We start from the raw sequence: 20685 nt of genomic DNA, 5'->3' as shown, positions 1-20685 counted from the left end.
ATAAAACTCCTCAAAAACTATTCCAAAAGCTAGAGTTTTAACTAATCTTTAATCCATTATTCACGTCCACAACGTCTGGATTAACAAAAACTAAGCTACCAGATTCATCTTCGGTCATTAAAATCATACCTTGACTTTCGACACCACGTAATTTTCTTGGTGCAAGATTCACCAAAACAGTTACTTTTTTTCCAATAACGTCTTCAGGTTTAAAACTTTCTGCAATACCAGAAACAATAGTTCTCGTATCAATACCTGTATCTACTTTAAGAACCAAAAGTTTTTTAGTCTTTGGCATTTTTTCTGCCTCGATTATAGTACCGACTCTGATGTCAAGTTTGGTGAAATCATCAAAAGTTATTTCTTCTTTTTGTGGTTCTACAACTTTATTTGCCGCTTCATTAGCTTTTTTGCTAGCTTCTAATTTATCTAGCTGTACTTGGATTTGGGTGTCTTCAATCTTAGAAAAAAGTAATTCACCCTTATTGATTTTATGACCAGCAGCTATTAAAATATTTTTGTTTGTAATGTCTATCCAAGAGTTATTTTTAGAATTTAAAATTCCTTTCAGCTTATTAGAAGTAAAAGGTAAAAATGGTTCGCACAAGGTTGCCAAAGCAGAAGCTATTTGTAATGCTATATTCATTACAGTTTTTGTTCTTACTTCGTCGGTTTTAATTGTTTTCCATGGTTCTTCATCAGCTAAATATTTATTTCCAAGTCTTGCTAGGTTCATTAGCTCTTGACTTGCTTCTCTAAAACGGTAACGCTCAATAGAACTTGCAATCACGGCGGGATAAGCTTTTACAGCTGCTAAAGTCTCTTGGTCGATTGAAGTTAACTCAGATGCTTCTGGTACAATACCGTCGTAATATTTGTTGGTTAATACAACTACACGGTTAATAAAATTACCAAATATGGCAACCAATTCATTGTTGTTTCTAGCTTGGAAATCTTTCCAGGTAAAATCGTTATCCTTAGTTTCTGGTGCATTTGCGGTTAATGCATATCGTAATACATCTTGTTGATTAGGAAAATCTATTAAATAATCAGGTAGCCAAACTGCCCAGTTTTTTGAAGTTGACAGTTTATTACCTTCAAGATTTAAAAACTCGTTTGCTGGTACATTTTCGGGCAGGATATAAGAACCTTCAGCTTTAAGCATTGCTGGAAAAATGATACAATGAAATACAATATTATCCTTACCAATAAAATGGACTAAAGTAGTGTCATCTTTTTTCCAATAGTCTTCCCAGTTTTTACCTTCTTTAGCTGCCCATTCTTTGGTTGCAGATATATAACCAATTGGTGCATCAAACCAGACGTAAAGGACTTTACCTTCTCCATCTTCTACAGGCACCGGAATCCCCCAATCTAAATCTCTGGTTACGGCTCGCGGACGTAATCCATCGTCAATCCAACTTTTTACTTGTCCGTAAACGTTAGGTTTCCAATCTTTTTTATGACCTTCAATAATCCATTCTTTTAAGAATTCTTCATGTTTGTTTAAAGGTAGAAACCAGTGTTTGGTTTCTTTTAGTGTTGGTGTATTACCTGTAATGGCCGATTTTGGGTTTATTAAATCCGTTGCGTTATGACTTGTTCCGCAGTTTTCACATTGATCACCATAACTTTCTTCATAACCACACTTTGGACACGTGCCAACAATAAAACGATCTGCTAAAAACTGGTCTGCTTCGGCATCGTAAAATTGCTCTGAAACTTCTTCTACAAATTCATTTTTGTCATATAAGGTCTTAAAAAAATCTGATGCCGTTTCATGATGAATTTTAGCACTAGTTCGCGAATAATTATCAAATGAAATACCAAAATCCTCAAAAGATTGCTTTATAATACCGTGAAATTTATCGACAATATCTTGCGGTGTTACACCTTCTTTTTTTGCTTTAATGGTAATTGGTACACCATGTTCGTCACTACCACAAATAAAAGCAACATCGTTACCTGTAAGTCTTAAGTATCTTGAATAAACATCTGCAGGCACATAAACTCCAGCCAAATGACCAATATGTATTGGTCCGTTGGTATATGGTAATGCTGCTGTTATGGTATATCTTTTAGACATAAAATTTCATTTTTAACAAGCTACAAAAGTACACAATATAAAGGCGATTTAGAAAAAAAATGTACATTTACAAAAAGCATTTTCTATGATTTTGAGAGGTAAAATATTGATTATATTTTTAATGGTGTGTTTTGCTTTTAAAACGAATTTTTATGCTCAAAATTCTTCAAAACAAAATACTGAAATGATTCAGCCAAAATTTTTAAAAGCTGGTGACACAGTTGCAATTGTAGCACCATCAGGGATATTAAAAAACAGACAACGAGAGGTTAAACAAGCTGTAGATTTGTTAAAAAGTTGGGGATTAAATACTGTTGTTGGAAAGCATGTATTTAGTAAAGATAATCATTTTGCAGGAACCGATGAGCAGCGCTGTGAGGATTTTCAAAAAGCAATGGATGACCCAAAAATTAGTGCCATTTGGTGCGCTCGTGGAGGCTATGGTACGGTTAGAATATTAGATAAATTGGATTATTCAAAATTTAAGCAAAATCCGAAATGGCTTATAGGATACAGTGATATTACAGCTTTGCATAACCAATTTCATAACAAAGGATTTCAGTCAATACATGGGTTAATGTGTGTAAGTTTGACAAAAGATTTGAGCGAGATTAAAAACTCTTTAGACACCTTTAAATCTACTTTGTTTGGCAAACCAGTGAATTATAATCTAAAAGGTTCTGAATATAATAGAGTAGGAAATTCTGAGGGTCAATTAGTTGGTGGAAATCTAACTATATTACATACAATGTTAGGTTCTGAAACTAGTATTGACACTTCTGGAAAAATCCTGTTTATTGAAGAAATTGGTGAATATAAATATCACATTGATCGTATGTTGCAAAGTATGAAACGCGCTGGCTATTTTGATAATCTAAAAGGATTAGTTGTTGGCGACATGTCCAAAATGAGAAAGAACACAACCCTTTGGGGTACTTCTGTTGAACAACTAATTTTAGATGCCTTATCAGATTACGATTTTCCAATAGCCTTTAACATGCCTGCAGGTCACGAAAAAGACAATCGAGCTTTAGTTTTGGGTAAAACGGTTGATTTGACCGTTACCAAAGCTAATTCAAGCGTAGTATTTAGAGATTAAGTTTAACTTCAAAGCCAATCGCATCAGAAATTAAGCCATCCTTAAGTTTTCCTTCAATTTCTTTTGAATTATAAGTTACTCCCCAAATAGTACGGTCTATTTTAAATTTGGTAGTCATTTCTTCTTTTTCAAAATTAATTTCTGCTCTAAAATTAATAGAACTTGTTATCTCTTTTATTGTAAGGTTAGCATAAATTTTAAGCTCGTTATTTGTTTCATAAATAACATCTGTAAATACAAGCTTAGCGATAGGAAATTTATTGACTTCAAAAAAATCTTTGTCCTTTAAATGCTTGTCTAAACTAGCACGACCTTTTTCATCATCTATGTCTAAACTTTTAATAGATGTCATATCTATAATAAATTCTCCTCCAGTTATTTTTCCTTTGGTTTTAATGAAATGACCTTGTTTTAAATTGATAACACCATTATGTCCTCCAAAATAAAAAGCGTATTCGCCATTCCATTTAATAGAACTTTTAGAGGTGTTAACATCTAATTTTTCTTGAGCTAGGTTTACTGCACTAATGAACAGGACTAATAATGTAATTGATAATTTTTTCATGATTATTATTTTTTGGTAAAACTAGAAGTAGCAATGCTTCAGAATGTCAAAAAAGTGTAAAAGAAGTGTCAAGACTTGTAAAATGTCGTGAAATTTTGTGTTATTTACCAGCAATATGAAAAGCCTTATAAACTATACTGTTATTTGTTTCCTGTTTCTAATTTTTTCTTGTTCAAATAATGAATATGAAGAATTAGAAGAAACTGTGAAAATTTCTATGCGAGAGGTTGGGAATCAATTACTACTTGCTAATCAAGATTCAACATCTTTAGTCTTACCTATCAAAGCGATTACACCATTGAAGTATCGTTTATCTTTTCAGAAAAATTTGTCATTTAGTCCAGATAGCTTAGTTACGATTATTCGCAAAAATTTTGAAAAGTCAGAACTTCCAAATCACTATCGTGTAGAAGTTTTACAATGTAAAGATGATGAGGTTGCCTACAGCTACCAAATGAGTGCAAATGAAGACAAAACCATTATACCTTGTATAAGTAGAGAATTACCTTTTGAGTGTTATTATATTGAAGCCCGATTTATTAAGGATTCTGCATCAACTTTTTCAAGAGAAATTATAGTCTTTATTTTTGGATTTATCACTATTGGTTTTGTAGCCTTTGGTATTTTTAAAATGAAAAAGACTTCAGAAAAAAGGATCGAAGAAAACTTCATCGCTATTGGAAAATATAAGTTTTACGAAATACATAATAAACTAATTAAAGAAGCTGAAGAGATAACGCTGTCTAAAAAGGAGTGTGAGCTTTTGGCTATTTTAGTAGCTAGTCCTAATCAGATTGTGACACGAGATGAGCTAACAAAACGTGTATGGGAAGACAATGGTGTTATCGTAGGTAGAAGCTTGGATACGTTTATTTCAAAATTACGTAAGAAACTTAAAGAGGATGACTCTGTAATTATTGAAAATGTTCACGGAATTGGTTATAAACTTGTAATTTCTCAATAACGGTAAGTGCTTACTCCATACTTTCTAAAATTTCATTAGATAACTCTTTGCCTTTATCATCTATAGACACAAACCAAACACTGGTTGTACATTTTCTATTAAAAATATCTGAGTTGGACGTGCAGTTTTGAACTGTTCCTTTTATTAAATAACCGGTATCAGTCATTTCAGCAGAATATCCATATTCATTATAAAAATCACCATAAGTATTTTGCCAAATTTGATTTCCTTTTTTATCGGTTTTAATAACATACATATCGTAGTTACCATTCCCATAAGAGCTTGTCGAGCCAATAATTAAATACCCATCTTCTGTAGCAATTATTGAACTTGCTTTGTCCCAGCTGCTTCCTCCTAAACGTTTAGACCATATTTCATTTCCGTTAGGATAGTTTTTAGTTAATAGAATGTCTGATGTATCACCATTTCTTGAGCCAATTGTGGTGACACTAATAGAGCCATCTTCAATTTCAATTTTAGGCTGAAATTTTAGGTTCGTTTTTTTATTGAATCTAATGTTTTTTGCTCTACCATATGTAAGTATTATATCTGTAACTCTATTAAATTGGTCTTCTTTTACTTTCAAAAAAAAGTTATTTACCTGTAAATATGCTTGATTATATACTCTGACATCGTTAAACTCTTTATTGGTTGATAGTTTAAATTGTAAGGTGTTGTCTCTGGTCAATTTTAGTTCGAAATTTATCGATAATTCCTCGTTATTATATGTGCCAACCAAGGCCTCTAAATCATTTAAGGACCTTGATGATTCCTTAATTCTTTTGTAAATCATAGTTTTACCTGAAGTATAATATTCTGTCATTTGATTTTCATCAAAAACAACTTTTAATTTTGGGTCGTTTGTGAAAGAAAATACATTTTTATCCTCAGACACTATTCCTACAGTAAAGCTTCGCTCTTTCCAAAATATTTTACCTTCTTCATCAATGATTTCAACTATTTTATCTTTATTTGGATAAATGTATTTTCCTAAAATAGTCACCTTATCTTTTAGATTCTTTACTTCATAAAATTTTGAATCATATTTCGGTTTTTGAGTTGACTTTGGCAGCAACAACTTTGCTATACTTTGTGCAATTAAATTAGTACTAATATTACCATTATTACTCATTGCAAAAATGGTTAGATTATCTTCAGGAAAACGATATGTTTGTGAGTGAAAGCCATATGTTCCTCCAGAATGGTGGACCGCAGTTCTACCGAATCTATCTTCTAGTTCTAAACCAAAACCATAAGTTTTAATTTTACTATTAGGTATTGGTTTTTGACTTTCAATTAAAAGAAGATTTTTATCTCTTTTTGCGTTTTGAACTGCAATCTCATACTTTAATTGGTCTTTTAATGTTGTGTACAAAAAACCTTCGCCATTAGTTTTAGTTACAGTTGGTACTTCCCACCATTCTCCTCTTCCCCAATCAGAATAAGGATTTGCTCTATTAGGAATGACTTTCATATATCTTTCTACAAAAGAGGTTTCGTTCATTCCTAAGCTTTCAAAGAACGTTTTAGAATAATTATTAAAAGTTTCTCCTGTTATTTTTTCAATAACTTTAGTAAGTACATTGTAGTTAGAATTGCTGTAACTGTATTTTGAACCTGGTTTAAATCCTAAATCTACTTGATTTTCTAATAGCTCTAGAATATCATCATTACCAAATCCAAATCTTTTCCACCAAACATCACCTTCTAAATCTAATAATTCTACATAATCTCTAATACCACTTGTATGATTCAAGAGATGTTTAATTTTAATTTCATCAGAAACATTTTCATAAAGTTGTGGAAGGTATTTTCTGATGTCATCTTCTAAATTCAGTTTATTCTTTAACTGTAAATCCAAAATCATTAACGCTGTAAACTGTTTTGCTGTAGATGCAATATTTGATCTTGTTTTTTCATCAAACTTTACTTGATGCTGAAGGTTAGCTAAACCAAGATATTTTTCATAAATAATGGTACCATCTTTAATAATACCAACAGCCAAACCAGGGTCGTTCTCATTAACTTTTGAGTTAATGATTGAATCTATTTGTTGTATTTGCTGTTGAGCAATTAGTGAAATTGAAAATAGTACGGCAAGTAATGTGATGTTTTTTTTCATGATGAATTTTTATTAAAGCAAAAGTCTAGTAAAAACCCATGTCAAACGCTTCAAATCTTGATTTGAGACCTATTTTTTAGTCAATTCATCTAAATAAGCCTTGGGAGACAGAGACATACTTTTCTTAAAAGCTCTGTTAAAAGTGGCTTTACTATTAAAGCCGCAATCTAATGCTATCCCTAAAAGAGTAGAAGTCGATTGCTCACCCTTATTTAACTTGTCTTTTACAGCTTCAATTCTAAAATGGTTTACAAAATCATTGAAATTCATATTAAAACCAGAATTAACAACCGAAGATATAGTCTTTGATGTGGTGCCTAATTCATTTGCCACGTCCAAAAGTGTTAAACGAGGATTTTCGAATAGATTTTTTTCAATCATTAAATTTGAAAGTTTTTCTCTCCATTTTAAAGTGTCTGGTTCAGTAGTATTTGTTTTAGAATCTTTTTTTAAAATTGAATTTTCATCATCAAAAACATTGATGACTTTTAATTTTTCATTTCTTAACGTTGTTTGTTTTATAACATGGCCATATCCAGTTACTGCTATATAATAAAATATAAATGAGAATGCTATATAATGCCAAAATTGGCTTCCAAAATTTCCCCATTCGGGATTAATAATAAAAAATAACACTCTCAATATTAGAATGCTTAAAAAAGCTATCATGAAATTTCGAATCCATTTAAAAAGTAAGGTGTCAGCATAACTCACTTTTTCAAAAAGTAGTTTTCTGTAGTCAAAATAATAGCGAAGGCTTAAAAGAAGATAAAATGCCATTGATATGAGTCCAGTTATTTGATACCAATTGGCTAAATCTTTATCTCTACCATCGGCATAAAAGTAGTATTCGTCTAAAATAAGTTTGTCAGTAATAAAAACGATTAAGCTATATATCGCATATAATATAGTTGGAATAAAATGAATATAATCTGTTTTTGTAAGCTTAAAACTTTTGTTTAATATACTCTTGGTGTAAAAGTAAACGACAGGTCCAATCAACAAAACTTGCATAAACGGTATAAAGAATAGAATATCCGCTGTATATGGTTTAAAGAATAAAATATTGACTCTTAAATTATCTGAATACCATCCTGAATAACCTAACATGTAAGGTGTTATATACATGGCATATAAAAACAGTAATAGGCTAAGCCATTTAGCAGCCTTGTTTTTGTTAAGAATGCCAATTCGTAATAGTAGAAAAGAAAAAACTATTCCATGAAAAAAGAAAATCAGGAGTAAAGAACTTTTCTGCCCGAAGCTAAACGGGAAATCAAATAGTGAATTGATAAGTCGAGGTTTTATATTACAATTTAAAAGTAATACTATTTTTCTATTTTAGTCATATGGCACAACATAACGAACTCGGAAAAAAGGGAGAACAACTTGCTGTAGATTTTCTTTTAAAGGATGATTACGAAATAGTTGAACGCAATTACCGTTTTGAAAAAGCTGAAGTTGATATCATTGCTCAGAAAAAAGATATTCTGGCTATTGTAGAAGTAAAAACTCGCTCCACAACAGATTTTGGAAACCCTCAAGATTTTGTAAAACCAAAACAGATTAAAAATTTAGTTAAAGCTGTCGATGAATATGTTACAGTGAATGATTTAGACGTTGAGGTACGTTTTGATATTATAGCAATTGTAAAAGAAAAAGGCAAATTTAAAATTGAGCATTTAGAAAACGCGTTTTATCATTTCTGATAAGAATTGTTTTTGATCTGAGTGTCATTCAGAACGTAGTGAAGAATCTATATTGATTTTAGTATGAGATTCTTCGTTTCACTCAGAATGAAAAATATGACTATAGTTTATCTGAAAAAATTCATCTCATCTACATAAGCCCAAACATGTTCTGGTAATAATGGTCTTATATTTTTACCTGCTTTAATTTGTTTGCGGATGAATGTCGAAGAAATTTCCATTATCGGTGCATTAACATGGTGAATTTTTGGGTGTCCATCAAATCGAGTTTCAATGCTGCCTTCAGAAATTCTTGGATACACATAGATGTCGTGATTTTCTAAAATAAGCTCGTAGTTTTTCCACTTGTGAAAACCCTTTAAGTTGTCCTCGCCCATAATTAAAGAAAAGTTGTTTTTTGGAAACTTTTCTTGTAAATAGGTAAGTGTATCTATTGTATAATTGGGCTGTTTAAGGCCAAACTCGATATCGCTAGGTCTTAACTTGTCATAATCTTTAGTGGCTAGATGTACTATTTCTAAACGTTGGTAATTGTCTAATAATGAGCTTTTCTTTTTAAAAGGACTTAAAGGTGTGACTACAAACCAAATCTGGTCCAAATCACTATGCTCGGCCATGTGATTGGCTATGGTCAAATGCCCAATATGTATTGGATTAAACGTTCCGAAGTATAAGCCTATTTTCATAATCTTAGTAATACTGAACTTGTTTCAGCATATTTATAATTTATAACGTTTTGTCATTCAGAGTGAAACGAAGAATCTAAAAAATATAAACTACAATTATGAGATTCTTCACTACGTTCAGAATGACAAATTACTTAATCTTTTATAAATTCTGAAACCAATTTATAAGCATCATCTAAAGCTTGCTCTAAATCTTTATTAACAACAATCTCATCAAAAAGAGGTGCTGTTGCTAATTCCGCAGGTGCTTTAGATACTCGCATGCTTATTTTTTCTTCACTTTCTTCGCCACGGTCTTTTAAGCGTCTTACGAGCTCGTTTAGGTCTGGTGGCTTTACAAAAATTGCTAATGTTTTTTCAGGGAATTTACGTTTTATACGTAATCCTCCAGATACATCAATATCAAAAATAACATGCTTACCCTTTGCCCAAATACGTTCGATTTCACTTTTTAAAGTACCGTAAAAGTTATCTCTATATACTTCTTCCCACTCCAAAAATTCGTCAGCTTTAATTTTATTTTTAAATTCTGTAAGTGACAGATAGTAGTAATCTTTACCATGTACTTCTTTACCTCGTTTTTCGCGAGAAGTTGCAGAGATAGAAAATTCTAAATTAAGCTCTTCTTGTTTTAGTAAATGACGTACAATTGTAGTTTTTCCTGAACCTGATGGCGCAGAAAACACAATTAGTTTGCCTTGTTGTCTTGTGTTATTTTCTGCCACTTTATAACGCGTTTAGCATTTGTTCTTTAATCTTCTCAAGTTCGTCTTTCATTTGTACGACTAACTTTTGCATTGGCGCATAATTAGATTTAGACCCAATAGTATTAATTTCTCTTCCTATTTCTTGTGATATAAAGCCTAACTTTTTGCCGTTAGAATCTTCAGAATTTAAAGATGAAATAAAGTAGTCTAAATGATTGTCTAGTCTTACCTTTTCTTCAGTAATATCAAATTTTTCGATATAGTAAACAAGCTCTTGTTCAAAACGGTTTTCGTCCACTTTTTCTTTGATATCTGCTATGCCTTTTTCAAGCCTTGTACGCACACCATCAATACGGTCTGGGTCCATTTTTATAACCTGATTTAGTAAATCTCGTAATGTTGCAATCCTAGATTCAAAATCTTGCTTTAAAGTTTCACCTTCGTCTTTACGATAGGTTTTAATACGCTCAATGGCATTATTTATTTCAGTTTCTATAGCTGACCATTCATCTTCATCAATTTCGTCACGCTCTGTTGTAATTGCATCTGGCAAACGTACTGCCATTTTTAAATATTCAGTTTCTTCGCCTGTATTAATAACATCTTTTAGTTGTTTGATGTATTCTTTAACAACAGTTGTATTAATTTTTGTGCTACTATCATCACCTGTAACCTCTACATAAAGCGAAAAATCGACTTTTCCTCTTACTAAGTGTTTGGCAATAAGCTTACGAATATCTAACTCTTTGGCACGATACATTGAAGGCATACGTGCGTTTAGGTCTAGGTTTTTACTGTTAAGTGATTTTAACTCTATTGTAATTTTTTTGGTTGGAAGCTGAAGGACAGATTTCCCATAACCAGTCATAGATTGTATCATGTAATACAGAACTTTTAAAGTTGGTCAAAGGTACAAAATAGAACGGTTTTAATTTTATCTTTGCAGCTTCAATAAAATGAATGAAATTATGTACAAAAAACAATTTGAAATTCGATGGAGTGATGTGGACGCAAATGGACATTTAGCCAACTCAGCGTATACAAATTTTATGAGTCATGCACGTATGTCTTTTTTTGCAGAGCAAGGGTTTTCTATGGCAGAAATTATGAAACATGGGATTGGTCCAGTTGTTTTTTATGAGCATATGTTTTACTTCAAAGAGTCTTTTATTGGCGCACCAATCACAGTTACTATTGAAGTTTCTGGATTAAGTGAAGATGGTATGTTTTTTATGTTTGAACATAATTTTTATAACCATAAAGGTGTAAATCTTGCGCATTGCGAAATGCAAGGCGGTTGGATAGACCTTAAAACTCGAAAACTTTGTGCACTACCTCAAGCTTTAAAAAAGTTAGCAGATAAATTCCCAAAGTCTGAAAGTTTTAAAACACTAACAAAAGAAGACACGCGTAAACATGGTGTAAAGCCTAAGAACATGAGTATTTAATCATACTGTTTTTGTAATTTTAAATTGTGAAAAATATAATTAAAATAGACTCATCAGAAATTGATTGTTATTTCCAAAAAATAAAGAAAGACTATGTGAATTATTTTTTTGGAATTAAATCTTTAGCTATAATACTTATTCAGTTCATTTTAGCTTTTAGTCTAGTATTTCCATTATTTACAGATGATAATTATTTAAAAATTATAACATATACTGATGGAGTTGAACAAGTCGCTTACAAGAAATATTACCTATTTGTAATTATTGGATTTATTGTTTTATTGTATAGTATTTATGGATTATACAAAAATCAGAAAGATAAAAGTGCTGCAGAAAAATTGTTTAGTGACAAATTGGATGAACTAAAAGAGGTTAACTCTGAAATTGAATATAGATTAAATGAAGAAGAACTCGAATTTTCTAGTAAAGTACAAAAATGGAGTAAAAATTGGAAGTCTCTTAATTACTATAAAACTGATAACCAATTTCTCAAAATATACTCGCTAGATTACCACAAAAGCTATCCAGAAATTATAATACCATTAAAATTCATTGAAGAGAACCAACTAGTTTGGCTAGAGAAACGTTTGGCTAAAAAATAAATTTATTTAAACGGCTCATGCTGTTTAAAAGTCTTAATAGTTACATTTTTTACAAAGGATTTTATTATTGAATTTGGCAAAGCCTTTTTGTGTTTAAAATAGCAAGTCAAATCCTCAGGTTCTGCGCCAAGGGTACTCTTTATTTCTGATGCTGTACGACCCAAATTAATTTGAGAAGCTCTTGTTTCTAAACCAAGTCTGACATAGTCGTTTAGTATTCTTGGATATATAGCTAACGCTTTATTTTTACTGTAATCTATACCAATAAAATGGGCGTCAAGGTTGTTACCATTCTTCATTGCGGATAAAAAACCAACGAGTTTACCTTCTAAAAAATATCCCATAACTGTAAAGGCTTCTGCAAAAGATTCTTTTAAATAGGTATAAGTATTTAAGTTTAGAATTTGCGCATTAAAATCTGCATTATTAATAGTGTTTTGATATAAGTCTTGCAGTTCTTTTTTGTGAATTTCAATGTCCTCAGAAGTAAACACTTTTGAAACTAAAACAGCACTTTTAGAGTCTGCTTTGTTTGCTTTTACGCGATATTTAGATTTTAATGCCTTTTTATAGTCTTCAAAAGTTTCCCATTCGGACTTAAGGCTAATAATCATATTTGGCTCTACCTGCATGGGCGTATATCCAAACTTATCTAAATGTTTAGTTATATAAAGTGACTCGTTTTTAAAATCTTTCACAAAAAGGCCTGTTAGCTTTTTTAGAGATTTTGAAAGACGCTTAATACCTTCAGCTAGTGCCTCAAAAGCTTCAATCTTCTCTTCACCTTCTTTTAAGAATGTACCGTACTCCCCACTTAAAAACACATTTCCACAAAAAAGAATTCGTATTTGATTATTACAAAACAATCGGTTAATGTTTCTCTTTAACCAAGCATTCATCTTTATATTCTGAGTAATAGTTTTGACACTAATAGTCACCAATTGCGTATTTGCAAATGTTATGGCTTCTCCATTTTTGGTGACAAAGACATAATTAAAATCTATATCTGAATTCGCTTTTTCGAAGGCTTCTAAAAACTCTGGAGAATAGTAAATATTTGTACAGCAATTAAGACTATCCCAATAGGCTTGTGGTATATTATTTACCGTATTAAATATTTCAGTCTTTAAAGACAAATTAGTTTGTGGTTTTAGTTTTTTTACTCACAAAATATACACCTAAAAATATTAAGAGCATCGCACCAATTTTTATGGTATCAATAAAATCAGCACCTGTAGATATTGCAAAAAGCCCAGCAATTACAGGTTGCAAATAGATAAAAATGCCAACAGTAGAGGCTTTAAGTTTACTAATAGCCATTGGATTTAGTAGATATGTGCCAAAAGTTGCACCGACAACTACAAAAACGACTGACCATGAAATGTATGGTGTAAATGTTTGCCATTGTACATCGCGTAATTCTGAAAAACCAAATGGAAACACCAATATTAACCCAAATAAAAATAACCATTTTATAAGCGTTAAAGGTGTGTATTTTGCGGTTAGTTTTTTAACCAAAATCACATAAACACTATACGAAACTGCGTTTAAAAATATCATGAGATTTCCTAAAGGTACATTATCTGCTTCGCGTGCAGATTGCCCATAAAGTGTTAAAATTAAAGCACCAATGAAGCCTATAATAACGCCTAATATCTTGAGTTTTGTAATACGTTCGTTAAGCATAAAAACCGAAAGTATCAATATGACTATCGGCGTAATGGTCATGATTGTTGAAGCATGAATAGGTGTCGTAAATTCTAATCCTTTTAGGAATAGAAGCATATTTATAAAAACACCAAAAACAGCAGCTAGAAAAAGTTGAAAGAAATCTTTTTTATCAATTTTTTCTTTTGGTAAAAATAGGCTGACTAACCAAAATAATACACAAGCACCAGCAACGCGTAGGAGTACAAAACCGAATGGTTTTACATAACCAGCATTCATAACGTTTTTGGCAAATGTATAATTTAAACCATATAGCAATTGCACCATAAAAAGTGCGACAATTGCAAAATTACGACTCTGCATGAATACTATTTTTAGCAGCTTCGACTACTTTTTTGGAGTTGCCAATAAAAATTTGTCCGTTACATAAAATCACAGGACGTTTTAAAAACGTGTAATGTTCTAAAATATAGTTTTTATAGTCGTGTTCTGAAAGTGTTTTCTCTTTAAGACCTAACTCTTTATAAAGCCTCGCTCTTTTACTAAATAAACTCTCATAGCTATCAGTCATCGACCTCATCTCTTCAATTTGAGCATTAGTTATAGTTTCAGTCTTTATGTCCTGAAGTATAAAGTCTGATGGTAAATCAAGTTCTTTAATAATTCGTTTACAAGTATCGCAAGTACTTAGGTGATATATTTTTTTCATCTTTAAATAATGACGTAATTTGTAGGTGCAAAGTAAATTCTTTTAAAAAGAATAAACTGTGCTTTTAATAAAAATATAAGAATGCATTACGGTATAGATATTACGAGAAAAAATAGAGTTTTATTTCAAGGGTTTTTAGACAAGTTCAGTCTGGAAGAATTGAATAAAGTCCCTAAAGGTTTCAGAAATAATATTATTTGGAATATTGCACATTGTATTGTTACACAACAGTTGTTAATATATAAATTATCTGGATTAGAAGGCGTTTTATCTGATAAAATGATTTCAGAATATAGAAAAGGTACAAAAACTGAGCGTAATTTATATCAATCAGAAGTTGATGAAATCCGTAATTTATTATTTACACCGTTAGACCAAACAGAAGTGGACTACAATGCTAGAGCTTTTAAAAACTATAAAGAATACACTGTTTCTACCGGAAGTACATTAACAAGTGTAGATGAAGCATTGGTATTTAATAATTTTCATGAAGGCATTCACTTGGGTTATATTTTAGCTTTAATTAAATCACTTTAAGACTATGGATTATTTTGGTATTGCATCAACACTAATAGTTATATCGGCACTTTTTGGTTATATAAATGTGAGATTTTTAAAATTACCAATCACTATTGGTTTAGTGCTAATCACAATAGTTTTTACTTTAGTAGCTGTAATTATTGGACAATTTGATGACACCATTTTACAAACCGAACGCGACTTTATTTCCAATATAAATTTTGGAACTTTATTGCTAGATGTGATGTTAAGCTTTCTTCTTTTTGCAGGAGCATTACATACTAATTTTGACCAATTGAAAATACAGCGATGGCCAATTTTAGCTTTTTCTACTATTGGTGTTCTAGTATCTACATTGTTAGTAGGTGTAATAATGTATCCGCTTTTAACAGCTATGGGTTTTAATGTGAACTTTATTCATTGTCTCCTTTTTGGGGCATTGATTTCTCCAACAGATCCAATTGCTGTTTTGGGTATTCTTAAAAAGGTAGGTGCGCCTAAAAAATTAGAAACAAAAATAGTTGGAGAATCTTTATTTAATGATGGTGTTGGTGTCGTCATTTTTTTGACTATTTATGCTATTGCAAAGAAACCTGATGCTGCTATTGAGTTTTCTGAAATAGCAACACTTTTTATTCAAGAAGTTGGAGGTGGCATATTACTTGGAGGTTTATTAGGTTGGTTAGCCTATAGATTAATGAAATCCATAAACAATTATGAAGTAGAGGTTATTATTACACTTGCAGTTGTAATGGGCGGAACACTTTTAGCTGATAAATGGCATCTGTCAGCACCTCTATCTATGGTCACAGCAGGTTTAATAGTAGGAAATGACACAGTTAGAGAAACATCAATGTCCGATATAACAGAAGTTTATGTAGATAAATTTTGGGAATTGATTGACGTGTTATTTAACACTATTTTATTTGTAATGATTGGAATGGAAATGTTAGTTTTACCTTTGGATGTGGGTTATGTTTATGCAGGTCTTTTAGCTATTCCAATATTATTAATGTGTAGATATATGTCTTTATTTCTGCCAATAAAGTTTTTTGCTAAACGATTAGATTTTGTGCCAAAAACAACATTGATTATGACATGGGGTGGCTTGCGAGGAGGTATTTCTATCGCTCTAGCATTAAGTTTAACAGCAGATATGAGTAAAGATTTATTTTTAGTAATTACCTATATCGTAGTTATCGTATCTATTATTGGACAAGGCTTAACAGTAGGTCCTATTATTAAAGGAATTACAAAAAAATATTCTAACTAATTTTTAGGTATTTTATTACTTTTTCAATTGGAATCACAAACTCAGTATAGCCTTGATTATAAGAAGCGATTTCATAAACGTTGTAGAGTAGAATAATACCTTCGTCGTTAAATCCAATATTTTCTGGCAGTTGAAAATCTTTTCCAAAGAAAAATTCTGAAATATCAGAACCTTCATTTTTCATATGGTCTAAAAAATAAGTCTTGGCAATTTTTTTAAAACCTTCAATATCACTAAACAAATCTTCATTAGAGTATAAATTTCCAGTTTCAGGATTAAAATTCAAAAGCTGAATAGTATCACTGCCATGAGCACCACCTGTGTCAGCATAGACACTCAACCCCATTGTAATTATAGTTTCAGTTTTATAGAGCAATTCTGTTTCTACAGCTAAGGACCATGTTTGTTCGCTGTCAGAGAATTCTTTTTTAAAGGTTTTATAGTCTTCATCAAAGGCGGTAAGTGCTTCTTCAATTGAAGTGTTGTTTTTTGAATTTGGTATAGATTTTAAAATTGCCGAAGTGATATTTTTATTTAAAGTTTTAGCAATATCAGAATTCGCTTTCGCTACATCATATGAGACTTCTATATCAGCTTCAAATTTTCTGTCTACAGAAGAGATATCGAAAGTAAGTGGTTTTATTTCTTCTTTACACGATACTAAAAAGAGTATAAAAATTAGTAATAATGCTATTTTTTTCAAACTAAAATGACTTTTGTTAAACATTCAATAAAGGTATAGCTTACGTTTGAATACAACGAATTTAAGATTAGCTTTGTTATGTTCTCAAACCAATTTCTATGAAATGAGTCATTATAGCAAGATAAATATCTACTAAAATTATAATTGGCGAATTCCATCTGACAAAAAAAAAACGATAAATATTAACTGATGAAATTTAATACTAAGACAATTCATGGTGGTCAAAAACTTGACCCAGCTTATCGTGCAGTAATGCCTCCAATTTATCAAACTTCGACGTATGCTCAAACGACACCTGGATGCCATAAAGGCTACGAATATTCTAGAACGCATAACCCAACGCGTAATGCATTGGAAAATGCATTTGCCAGTATAGAAAACGGAAATTATGGTCTAGCTTTTGCGTCTGGGTTGGCCGCTATCGATGCCATTTTAAAATTATTAAAACCCGGAGATGAGGTGATTTCTACTAATGATTTATATGGTGGTAGTTATCGTTTGTTTACTAAGATTTATAAAGACTTTGGAATCAAATTTCATTTTATTGGTATGGAAAATGCCAAAAATATTGAGGGTTATATAAATGAAAACACCAAGCTTATTTGGGTTGAAACACCAACCAATCCGATGATGAATATTATAGATATCAAGGCTATTGCCGAGGTATCAAAACGTAGAAATGTACTCTTAGCGGTTGATAATACTTTTGCGACACCTTATTTACAACGCCCATTAGATTTGGGTGCCGATGTTGTCATGCATTCCGCCACTAAATATATTGGTGGGCATAGTGACTTAGTTATGGGAGCTTTAGTTGTTAAGGATAAGAAAATAGCTGATAGATTATATTTTATTCAGAATGCAAGTGGTGCCATTTGTGGTCCTCAAGACAGTTTTTTAGCTTTAAGAGGAATTAAAACCCTTCATGTACGTATGCAACGTCATTGTGAAAATGGAAAAGCAATTGCAGAATATTTAGACAATCATCCAAAAATTGAAAAAGTCTATTGGCCAGGTTTTGAAAATCATCCTAATCACAGTATTGCAAAATCTCAAATGGATGATTTTGGTGGTATGGTATCATTTGTAGCGAAAGGAAACGATTATAATGAAGCTATTAAAATTGTTGAAAACTTAAAAGTATTTACACTAGCAGAATCTCTTGGTGGTGTTGAATCTTTGGCTGGTCATCCTGCAAGTATGACCCATGCAAGTATCCCAAAAGAAGAACGCGAAAAAGTTGGTGTTGTAGATGCTCTTATTAGACTAAGTGTAGGTATAGAAGATAAAAGCGATTTGATTGCTGATTTAGACCAAGCTATTGGTTAATCTAGATAATAAATGTACCCTACATTTAACCACAAAAGAACATCATTATATTTGTTGGATGGCAGCTTGTGATTAAGGCCATCAATCCAATCACTAAAGTAATATTGATATCTTAAGTCTATCATTAAATCAGATAAGATGGTTAATTTATAACGTGTTCCGATGCTAGCAACCATAGAAAAAGCATTAATCGTATCTGTATTAATAGGATATTCACCATCACTAGCTTGAATCCATGGGCCATAAACGTTATCCGGATTGAAAATATTATTGTCTGAAGGTCCTCCATTACGACCAAAAGTGGTAAACTGCTTTGGAGATGACATTGTATAGTGTGCACCTAAACTTACAAAAGGCGCCCAGCCGCCCGTATGAGATGAGAAAGCTCTAATACTCAACGGAAAATATTCTAATTGCATACCAATATCAAAATTGTTTGCTTCACCTGAATGTGCTCTTAATCGTTGTCCATCAATACCAAATTGACTTGAATCTACCCAACGACCAAAGTGATTTAATTGAGTTTTATTAAATGAAATTTCACTTCTTAATTTAAAGTGGTCATTAAAATAATTGTCTGCAGTGTAGCAATTACAATCTGCTCGATAAGAAAAGTTTATGTAGTGTATTAGACCAATACCGTAACCAGTATTACCTATATTATTTTCTTCATTAAAACGTTGCCCAAAGTCAGATCTAAATTGTACTGGACCAGCTATAACTCCAACTTCGTGGGAAAAACCAAATTGAGAATGCGACGTGTAGGTAGTAAATACAACAACGCAAATAATAAGTAATTGCCTCAAATTTATGGACATAGGTTAGGTCTTTTAAAAATATATTATGAGCAAATATAAAAAATATCGACGAAATACAAAATAAAACGGACGAAATGCATTTTATTGTTACGATTTCTAAAAATCTAAGCTAGAAATTAAATGTTAAAAATATATTGATAATATTGAAAAAATAAATCAATTTTTTTACAGATAATGTATCTTTGTACCTCGAAATTAACAATACACTAATAATAATTCAAAATGAAAGAAAAGATTGAAGCATTTTTAGATGAAGTAAGAAAACGCAATGGTCATGAGCCAGAATTCTTACAAGCAGTTGAGGAAGTAGCAGAAACTGTGATTCCTTACATAGCTAAACATGATATTTATAATGGTAAGAATATCTTACTTCGCATGGTTGAACCAGAAAGATTAATTTCTTTTCGAGTTTGCTGGGTAGATGATTCTGGAGAGCTTCAAGTCAATCGAGGTTACAGGATTCAGATGAATTCTGCTATTGGTCCATATAAAGGCGGTTTACGTTTTCACCCATCTGTAAATGCTAGTATTTTAAAATTCTTAGCTTTTGAGCAAGTGTTTAAAAACGCTTTAACAACATTACCTATGGGTGGTGGAAAAGGTGGGTCTGATTTTGACCCTAAAGGCAAAAGTGATAACGAAATAATGCGTTTTTGTCATTCCTTTATGTCAGAACTTTCTAGACATATTGGTCATAACACAGATGTACCTGCCGGTGACATTGGTGTTGGAGGAAGAGAGATTGGTTACATGTTTGGAATGTATAAAAAATTAAAGAATTCTTTTACGGGTGTACTTACAGGAAAAGGACAGTCTTGGGGTGGTTCTTTAATCCGTCCAGAAGCTACAGGTTACGGTAATGTATACTTTGCCGATAACATGCTTAAAACTAAAGGGGATTCTTTTAATGGAAAAAGAGTAGTGATTTCTGGTTCTGGTAATGTTGCTCAATATGCAGCAGAAAAAGCTATTGAGCTTGGAGCAACAGTCTTAACGTTTTCTGATTCTGGTGGTTATGTTTTAGATGAGGATGGAATTGATTCAGAAAAATTAGCTTATGTAATGGAGCTAAAAAATGAAAAACGTGGGCGTATTAGTGAGTATGTAGACAAATATTCTAACGCAAAATATTTTAAAGGAGAAAGACCTTGGTCTGTTGCTTGTGATATTGCTTTACCATGTGCAACTCAAAATGAGCTTAATGGCGAAGAAGCCAAACAACTTATAGAAAATGGTTGTATGTGCGTTTCTGAAGGTGCGAATATGCCTTCTACACCAGAAGCAATACATGAATTCCAAAAGGGAAAAATATTATTTGCTCCAGGAAAAGCATCTAATGCTGGTGGTGTTGCAACATCTGGTTTAGAGATGAGTCAGAACTCATTACGTATAAGCTGGACTAGAGAAGAAGTTGACTCTAGATTAAAAGACATCATGGAAGATATTCATGATTCTTGTGTGCAATATGGTAAAAACGATGATGGTTCTATCGATTATATAAAGGGCGCAAATATTGCAGGTTTTGTAAAAGTAGCTGATGCTATGTTAGCTCAAGGCGTTGTATAATATATATTATAAATCAATAAAAGCTCCTACTAAATAAAGTAGGAGCTTTTTTTATATATGATAACACGAAAAATAACGTTACTAATAAATATATTTGAACAAATTTAATCAC

21 protein-coding genes are annotated in these 20685 nt (G+C 31.7%); 9 read left to right on the top strand and 12 right to left on the bottom strand.

Annotated elements, in window-relative coordinates:
* Window positions 1-37 precede the first annotated feature (37 nt).
* A complete protein-coding gene (metG, locus tag BTO05_RS07900) occupies window positions 38-2086 on the bottom strand; it encodes a methionine--tRNA ligase (RefSeq protein ID WP_087492143.1) in 2049 nt (682 codons plus the stop codon).
* 184 nt (window positions 2087-2270) lie between these two features.
* On the opposite strand from metG, the gene BTO05_RS07895 reads away from it, so the two are divergent.
* Complete coding sequence (locus tag BTO05_RS07895) at window positions 2271-3185, top strand: LD-carboxypeptidase (protein ID WP_317041891.1); 915 nt, start codon at window positions 2271-2273, stop codon at window positions 3183-3185.
* Here the strand turns inward: BTO05_RS07895 and BTO05_RS07890 are convergent.
* Window positions 3175-3750 carry a YceI family protein gene (locus tag BTO05_RS07890; protein ID WP_087492141.1) on the bottom strand — a complete coding sequence of 192 codons (576 nt, stop codon included), beginning with the start codon at window positions 3748-3750 and terminating at the stop codon, window positions 3175-3177. The genes BTO05_RS07895 and BTO05_RS07890 overlap by 11 nt on opposite strands.
* A gap of 115 nt (window positions 3751-3865) precedes the next feature.
* On the opposite strand from BTO05_RS07890, the gene BTO05_RS07885 reads away from it, so the two are divergent.
* Entirely contained in the window at window positions 3866-4714 is an 849-nt protein-coding gene (locus BTO05_RS07885) for a winged helix-turn-helix domain-containing protein (protein ID WP_087492140.1), read from the top strand.
* A gap of 10 nt (window positions 4715-4724) precedes the next feature.
* On the opposite strand, the gene BTO05_RS07880 is transcribed toward BTO05_RS07885, so the two are convergent.
* Together BTO05_RS07880 and BTO05_RS07875 are read right to left on the bottom strand one after the other, a co-directional pair.
* A complete protein-coding gene (locus tag BTO05_RS07880; RefSeq protein WP_087492139.1) occupies window positions 4725-6836 on the bottom strand; it encodes a serine hydrolase domain-containing protein in 2112 nt (703 codons plus the stop codon).
* A 69-nt stretch (window positions 6837-6905) separates the two neighbouring features.
* Complete coding sequence (locus BTO05_RS07875) at window positions 6906-7964, bottom strand: helix-turn-helix domain-containing protein (protein ID WP_232459720.1); 1059 nt, start codon at window positions 7962-7964, stop codon at window positions 6906-6908.
* Between the two features lie 221 nt (window positions 7965-8185).
* Between BTO05_RS07875 and BTO05_RS07870 the strand changes: the two genes are divergently transcribed.
* Window positions 8186-8545 carry a YraN family protein gene (locus BTO05_RS07870; RefSeq protein ID WP_087492137.1) on the top strand — a complete coding sequence of 120 codons (360 nt, stop codon included), beginning with the start codon at window positions 8186-8188 and terminating at the stop codon, window positions 8543-8545.
* Between the two features lie 107 nt (window positions 8546-8652).
* On the opposite strand, the gene nadD is transcribed toward BTO05_RS07870, so the two are convergent.
* The 3 genes from nadD to BTO05_RS07855 form a co-directional block, all read right to left on the bottom strand.
* On the bottom strand, window positions 8653-9231 hold the full coding sequence (gene nadD / locus BTO05_RS07865; protein WP_087492136.1) for a nicotinate (nicotinamide) nucleotide adenylyltransferase: 579 nt from the start codon (window positions 9229-9231) through the stop codon (window positions 8653-8655).
* 134 nt (window positions 9232-9365) lie between these two features.
* Entirely contained in the window at window positions 9366-9956 is a 591-nt protein-coding gene (gene gmk / locus BTO05_RS07860; RefSeq protein WP_087492135.1) for a guanylate kinase, read from the bottom strand.
* A 1-nt stretch (window position 9957) separates the two neighbouring features.
* Window positions 9958-10818, bottom strand: coding sequence for a YicC/YloC family endoribonuclease (locus BTO05_RS07855; RefSeq protein ID WP_198295212.1), 861 nt, complete (start codon window positions 10816-10818; stop codon window positions 9958-9960).
* 88 nt (window positions 10819-10906) lie between these two features.
* Here BTO05_RS07855 and BTO05_RS07850 point away from each other — a divergent pair, with 88 nt between their 5' ends.
* Window positions 10907-11386 carry an acyl-CoA thioesterase gene (locus BTO05_RS07850; protein ID WP_087493310.1) on the top strand — a complete coding sequence of 160 codons (480 nt, stop codon included), beginning with the start codon at window positions 10907-10909 and terminating at the stop codon, window positions 11384-11386.
* A gap of 26 nt (window positions 11387-11412) precedes the next feature.
* On the top strand, window positions 11413-11988 hold the full coding sequence (locus BTO05_RS07845) for a hypothetical protein (RefSeq protein WP_087492134.1): 576 nt from the start codon (window positions 11413-11415) through the stop codon (window positions 11986-11988).
* Window positions 11989-11990: 2 nt separating this feature from the next.
* On the opposite strand, the gene BTO05_RS07840 is transcribed toward BTO05_RS07845, so the two are convergent.
* The 3 genes from BTO05_RS07840 to BTO05_RS07830 are packed head-to-tail and all read right to left on the bottom strand — an operon-like array spanning window position 11991 to window position 14365.
* On the bottom strand, window positions 11991-13124 hold the full coding sequence (locus tag BTO05_RS07840) for a peptidogalycan biosysnthesis protein (RefSeq protein ID WP_087492133.1): 1134 nt from the start codon (window positions 13122-13124) through the stop codon (window positions 11991-11993).
* 1 nt (window position 13125) lies between these two features.
* The gene (locus tag BTO05_RS07835) at window positions 13126-14019 is read right to left on the bottom strand and encodes a DMT family transporter (protein ID WP_087492132.1); all 894 of its coding nucleotides are present in this window, start codon (window positions 14017-14019) and stop codon (window positions 13126-13128) included.
* Window positions 14006-14365 carry an arsenate reductase family protein gene (locus BTO05_RS07830; RefSeq protein WP_087492131.1) on the bottom strand — a complete coding sequence of 120 codons (360 nt, stop codon included), beginning with the start codon at window positions 14363-14365 and terminating at the stop codon, window positions 14006-14008. Before BTO05_RS07830 ends, BTO05_RS07835 begins: the two co-directional genes overlap by 14 nt.
* An 81-nt stretch (window positions 14366-14446) precedes the next feature.
* On the opposite strand from BTO05_RS07830, the gene BTO05_RS07825 reads away from it, so the two are divergent.
* Together BTO05_RS07825 and BTO05_RS07820 are read left to right on the top strand one after the other, a co-directional pair.
* Window positions 14447-14902, top strand: coding sequence for a DinB family protein (locus tag BTO05_RS07825; RefSeq protein WP_087492130.1), 456 nt, complete (start codon window positions 14447-14449; stop codon window positions 14900-14902).
* A 4-nt stretch (window positions 14903-14906) separates the two neighbouring features.
* Window positions 14907-16157, top strand: a complete 1251-nt coding sequence (locus BTO05_RS07820) for a cation:proton antiporter (RefSeq protein WP_087492129.1) — start codon at window positions 14907-14909, stop codon at window positions 16155-16157.
* On the opposite strand, the gene BTO05_RS07815 is transcribed toward BTO05_RS07820, so the two are convergent.
* Window positions 16150-16860, bottom strand: coding sequence for a DUF3298 and DUF4163 domain-containing protein (locus tag BTO05_RS07815; RefSeq protein WP_198295211.1), 711 nt, complete (start codon window positions 16858-16860; stop codon window positions 16150-16152). The genes BTO05_RS07820 and BTO05_RS07815 overlap by 8 nt on opposite strands.
* Window positions 16861-17049: 189 nt before the next feature.
* Here BTO05_RS07815 and BTO05_RS07810 point away from each other — a divergent pair, with 189 nt between their 5' ends.
* Window positions 17050-18189 (top strand): cystathionine gamma-synthase, encoded by a 1140-nt coding sequence (locus BTO05_RS07810; RefSeq protein WP_087492127.1) that lies wholly within the window; start codon window positions 17050-17052, stop codon window positions 18187-18189.
* Here the strand turns inward: BTO05_RS07810 and BTO05_RS07805 are convergent.
* On the bottom strand, window positions 18186-19007 hold the full coding sequence (locus BTO05_RS07805) for a THC0290_0291 family protein (protein ID WP_087492126.1): 822 nt from the start codon (window positions 19005-19007) through the stop codon (window positions 18186-18188). The genes BTO05_RS07810 and BTO05_RS07805 overlap by 4 nt on opposite strands.
* 222 nt (window positions 19008-19229) lie before the next feature.
* Here BTO05_RS07805 and gdhA point away from each other — a divergent pair, with 222 nt between their 5' ends.
* Window positions 19230-20573 carry an NADP-specific glutamate dehydrogenase gene (gene gdhA / locus BTO05_RS07800; protein ID WP_087492125.1) on the top strand — a complete coding sequence of 448 codons (1344 nt, stop codon included), beginning with the start codon at window positions 19230-19232 and terminating at the stop codon, window positions 20571-20573.
* The last annotated feature ends 112 nt before the right edge of the window (window positions 20574-20685 follow it).

Origin of the sequence: Winogradskyella sp. PC-19 (assembly GCF_002163855.1) — a bacterium.
GTDB lineage: Bacteria > Bacteroidota > Bacteroidia > Flavobacteriales > Flavobacteriaceae > Winogradskyella.
Note: the sequence above shows the minus strand (reverse complement) of the source record. Positions and strands in the feature narration are given on the sequence as shown.